Annotated in this window: 3 protein-coding genes and 1 pseudogene; 3 read left to right on the top strand and 1 reads right to left on the bottom strand. The window is 39.5% G+C overall.

The features are described from left to right. Positions 1 to 739: tyrosine-type recombinase/integrase (locus FJR38_RS25770; protein ID WP_254449571.1), on the top strand; the 739-nt coding region annotated here is incomplete at its 5' end. A 247-nt stretch (positions 740 to 986) separates the two neighbouring features. Continuing rightward, entirely contained in the window at positions 987 to 2,597 is a 1,611-nt protein-coding gene (locus tag FJR38_RS25775) for a helix-turn-helix transcriptional regulator (protein ID WP_168540285.1), read from the top strand. A gap of 60 nt (positions 2,598 to 2,657) precedes the next feature. Here the strand turns inward: FJR38_RS25775 and FJR38_RS25780 are convergent, their stop codons facing one another. Then, positions 2,658 to 3,323, bottom strand: coding sequence for an SDR family oxidoreductase (locus FJR38_RS25780; RefSeq protein ID WP_168540287.1), 666 nt, complete (start codon positions 3,321 to 3,323; stop codon positions 2,658 to 2,660). A gap of 1,344 nt (positions 3,324 to 4,667) precedes the next feature. On the opposite strand from FJR38_RS25780, the pseudogene FJR38_RS25785 reads away from it, so the two are divergent. Continuing rightward, positions 4,668 to 5,062 (top strand): annotated as a pseudogene (locus tag FJR38_RS25785) (hypothetical protein); the annotation flags it as partial.

Consider the following 5,062-nt stretch of genomic DNA (forward strand, 5'->3'; position numbering starts at 1 on the left):
GGATTTGGTGGAGTACAGCACCCAGTTTTCCACACAATCTGCCAGCACTAGGCGCATTTATCTGGCAGCGGTGAAAAGTTTGATTAGTTTTGCTCACAAAATTGGTTATTTGCCCTTCAATGTGGGGATGGCTTTGAAACTAGGAGAAATACCCGATGCGATTAATGAACGCTATTTAGATGAGGCTGATATTAAGTTGATGGTACGGGCGGCAGCAGCGATGGTGGGTGATGCTAAAACTGCTAAACGGCAAGCGATCGCTCGACGCAATCTGTTAATTGTCAAATTGTTGTATCAGGCAGGCTTGCGCTCTCATGAGCTTTGCCAGTTAACTTGGGGGGATTTATCTACTAGAGGTGATAGTGGGCAAGTATATGTGCGACAGGGTAAAGGTAATAAGTCGCGCACTATTTTGCTGAAATCAAAGTTGTGGACAGAACTGATGGAATTTAAAGGGGATGCTGTGGCTACAGATGCTGTGTTTTCTAGTCAGAAGGGGGGACATCTAGAACGCCAGAATCTCCATCCAATTATTAAGGTGGTGGCAGCCGCAGCAGGTTTGAGTGATAAAGTTAGTTGTCACTGGTTGCGCCATGCTCATGGTTCACACGCAGCAGAAAGGGGGGTAAATCCGGTGCTGATTAAGGATACTTTAGGTCATAGCAATTTAGCTATCACTGACAGGTATCTTAAGGCTAGACCAAATGATAGTAGTGCTTTGAAATTAATGGATATTTAATAGGCAAGAAGATGGTAGATTCAGGTGTACGCAATTTTTTTAAATCAAACATGAGTTCTATATTTTTGATCACCTGTTTTCAATTCAACCAGTTATTCTGATAATTTCCTGTTCAGTCTCACTTTAAATTATACTGAATATTGACCAAACTATTATTAGTATTTAGTTGGTAATCAAAAATATCAGAAAATTTGGTGCAATTTTCTCCTAACAATATTTGATCAGGGTTGCCAAGCAATCTAATGTTATGAATCAAGATCCATCAAAACTTCCTAGTTCTCATGATCTAGAGAAACTTATTCCGCCTATTTTATTGGAAATTCAAGATAATATTAGACAAGTTATCCGTGATAAATTAAATCAGTATTTTCTATCTAATTCGGCATTATCTGTCACGGAAACATCAGATGATTCTAAATTGTTTGAATCCATCTTTAATGAAGTATTATATAGTACGATATCTTCAATAATTTCCGCAAAATATCAAGTTGATGAAAATACCATCCAAAATTACTATAATGTAATAAATGACCATCTTCAAGGCTATAGAGACAGCCAAGAAAATTCATTATTTAAATCACAGCCATTTGAAGCGATTCCTACAGCAGCACTTATGCTTTCAAGTATTAATTCTCAAATTAAAAAACAAGAGTCATGGCAAAAAAATGAAGAGGGGATAGCAGTGGCGCAACACAGAGCTAAAGGTAATCCCCAAAATTATATTGAGCATTATATTAGTACCCCAGGTGATGTTACATTACTTCCTTGGCATGAAGCCCAACAGATTATTGATAAATTTGGGTTTAATAGTGTTAAATTACACTTAATATTTGCTGCTTATACAATGGAGCAGGATAAACCTTGGGACAGCTTATTTACGATTAAAGGTAGTGAGTTAATTGAAAAACTAGGCTGGGATAAGCGCACTGATTTACCCAAACATCAAAAACTTCTAGAAATAGCAAAAACCGCGTTTGCATTGGATTGTTTGTTAGTGAAAACAGTATGGATAGAAGGGAGAAATAGAAAAGGTGGTATAAATGCTAGTACACCTATTGGTCGGATGTGGAACATCACGATTGTCCCCTATGGTCAGGTAAATTCATCTGGGAAGATAGAAGAGCCTGATGAAGTGCAGATCATTGTTCAACCAGGTGCTTGGACGAAATACTTTTTAAACCGAGCGGGAGCAGAATCGCGGTCAGCTTTATATCAGTTTGGCTACTTAGCTCAAAAAGTCTTAGAAATTGATCCTTATCACGAAGAACTTACATTAAGGTTGGCTATATATTTGACATTGGATAGCCGGGTTCGTCTGGATGGCAACTACAGGGTACAGGAGCTAATAGAAATTGCTTTGCCCAAAACAGAACTAGATAAAGCTTTATGCGATCGCTTGAAAGCTTTCAAGCTAAAGCAGCGCTGGGATAATGCTTTACAGCACTTGCTTAACAAACTGAATTGGCAGATTGTATTTGACCCAAAAACATATCCTGAATCGCTTAGACCAGAGTATACACAGAAACAGCCTAAAGGCTACTTTCAAAAATTATTGGATGCCAAGCTGACCATCAAACCCCCACATCCTATTCCTGAACTGATAGCATCCAAGGTTAAGCCAAAAGTAGAACGATTAGAACGATTACAGCCCAAAACCAAGGATACACCACCAGAAGATATTGAATTGACTGGCAGCCAAGTGAGAGAAGCGCGGATTGCTAAAGGCTGGCCACAGACTAAATTAGCTAGTTTATTAAACGTATCCCAAAAGTTTATCTCACTGGTGGAACGAGGCGAACGCCCACTAAATCCGCAACAATCCGTCTATATTCGTATCCTCTTAGATATTAAACTTTAAACTACATAGAGGTAAAGACAAGATATGTACAAAATTTATCACTATGTAAATTAACGCAATTTACCAAGGCAAAATTTCACCATTAGAGTGCCAGAAAGTCCCCGTATTTTCGAGATTCAATTCGTCAATGCGAGCCAGTAGTCCTTTAACTGCTTGTTCTGGGGTTATGCCTGAGTCGGTAAAACCAGTCATGCGAGTCTTTACCAATCCTGGATGAAGAATGCCAACAGCAATTCCTTGTGATTTTAGATCCACAGACAGTGATTTACCAGCCATTGATAACGCCACCTTAGACATCCTATAACCGTAAGAACCACCCGAAGTATTATCTTCAATTGAACCCATACGGCTGGTCATCATAATGACTTTTGAGCCTTGTTTGAGATTGGTCAGCAAAGCTTGAGTCAGTCGTAATGGACCGAGCGCATTAACTTCAAATTGCCTGCGGATGCTATTCATATCCAGGCGTTCAAGACTAACTCGTTCTACAATACCAGCATTGTTAATCAAAACATCAATTGGTTGATCATCAAGTCTTGTGACTAAATCGGCAACCGACTCATCAGACGTGATATCTATATCCGTTGCTACAGATATACCTAAATTATTCAATTCGTCTGAAGCCGAGCGACAGACAGCAATCACGCGCTCACCTCGCTCCTTCAGTTGACGACAATACTCTAAACCAATGCCTCGATTTGCTCCTGTTACTAAATACGTAATCATTAAGTTACCTCACCAGCTTTTTAAAACACTAAGAGAATTCCACAAAAAAGATTATCCAATCTTGTGGGAATGGGCATCTTGCCCGCACCACAAGAAATTTTGGGATATTTTTTTAATTGGAAGTCTCTAACCTTTATTTTGATCTGAGGAATTAAGACTTTTTGACAAATTCCCCTTCCCCGCGATGGAAGGGCAGAGATTCTGGGTTTAAACAATAGTTGCAGGCATAGCCCGTCTTACACTATCTTGCCCAACAGACAATGCCCTGCCTGTTTGCACTACTATATCAAAAATTTGTCCTAGAAGCGATGCACTGAGCTTGTCGAAGTAGGCGAGGCTTTAAGTCCTTATTTGGCGGATTATCATGCTTTTTTACTTCAGATATCATTTTTAAGCGGCTAGTTTTTGTTCTAGTTTAGTTCCAAAACAAAATTTTGTTCTAAAGAAAAAAAATGGAAAATAGACTTCTAATCCTTGTGGGATATAGCTTTGAGCGTTAGAACAACGACTCTAGTATCCTATAACAAAAACTCTAGTATCCCGTAACAAACTGGGGCTAGAACCCTTGCTAAATCAGGATTTTTTTCTGCGGAGAAGATAGATCCGTTTTCAAACACTGTTTCTGCCAATATGGCATAATCATGAATATTTACTTATGCGACTGCAAAAATCCCCTTGTTGATGCGAAATAAGGGAGATGTGGCTACGTCAATACCAGTTTCAGAGGTTTACAATAAAAGGACTGCATTTACCAAGGAATTTTGTGTATGGATTTAAAAATCGAACTGCTGAATTCAATCAATCAGTCTTTGTTAGGGGAGTCTCACCACTCCAAAAAAAAAGGCTGGGTAGTCCGCTAGTTGCTTAGTTTAGGTAACAGGACAACTCATGTCATGGTCTAGAACGGAAAGTCTAGAACTAGAAAGAATGAGAAGACCAAAAACAGCGAAACGATTTCCAGTCGTTTCAGCAACGGGCGAGCTATCCAAGCTCGATCCGAAAAAATAATTAAAATATGTGATCTTCATTCTAAACCATGAGTTCCTTGTTGGCCAACAATTAGGCATAAAACCAAGATAGTAAAAATCTGCGAATGGTTCTAAACCCCTGATATGACAAAGTTCTGAGAATTTTTGATTACCGCATTTTTCATATATTTGGACTACACTCTTGTTTCTCTATTTTTTCTGGCTTTGCGCCTCTGCTTGAGAAAAATGTAGTTAATATCCCTGAAAATAGCTGTAAACAGCCAAAAGCAACAAAAATCAGAATTTTTTATAACGTTTAAGCTAAACAGCAGCCTTTTATATCTACCGAGGTTTAATATCAACTAGCGGCTACCCGATGAAAAACACAAAACATCGAGGAAAGCCAATCATGTATCTACCAGAAAACCCAGACAACTTCGCCAAACCAGCCCGTCGTCGTTCCAGCCCAAAAAGCCAACACCACCTACCAGCCTCAGAAATAGGGAAAAGGTACGTCAAATATTTTTGGCATCCTTGGAGTCCGATAATCGCCCCAGCCAACAACCTCCTCAGCAAACCAGGCTGGAGAACAGAAGACCATTACCTCCAGCCCTCGGAACTGTGGAGATTGCATCAAAACAGCGACAAACTAGTAGGCATACGCTTTAGTTCATATACCCGTTACGCCACAATAGACATAGACACAGGCAGCGAATACCATAACCTAGAAGCCTATCAAACCATCAAAGCCGCCCTAGAAGACATAGGCAT

The organism is Anabaena sp. UHCC 0253 (assembly GCF_009712085.1).
Classification (GTDB): domain Bacteria; phylum Cyanobacteriota; class Cyanobacteriia; order Cyanobacteriales; family Nostocaceae; genus Dolichospermum.

What these genes read in the sequence shown, in the direction of transcription:
- FJR38_RS25775 (WP_168540285.1), top strand. Translation starts at nt 987, where the DNA reads ATGAATCAAGATCCATCAAAACTTCCTAGTTCTCATGATCTAGAGAAA.
- FJR38_RS25780 (WP_168540287.1), bottom strand. Translation starts at nt 3,323, where the DNA reads ATGATTACGTATTTAGTAACAGGAGCAAATCGAGGCATTGGTTTAGAG.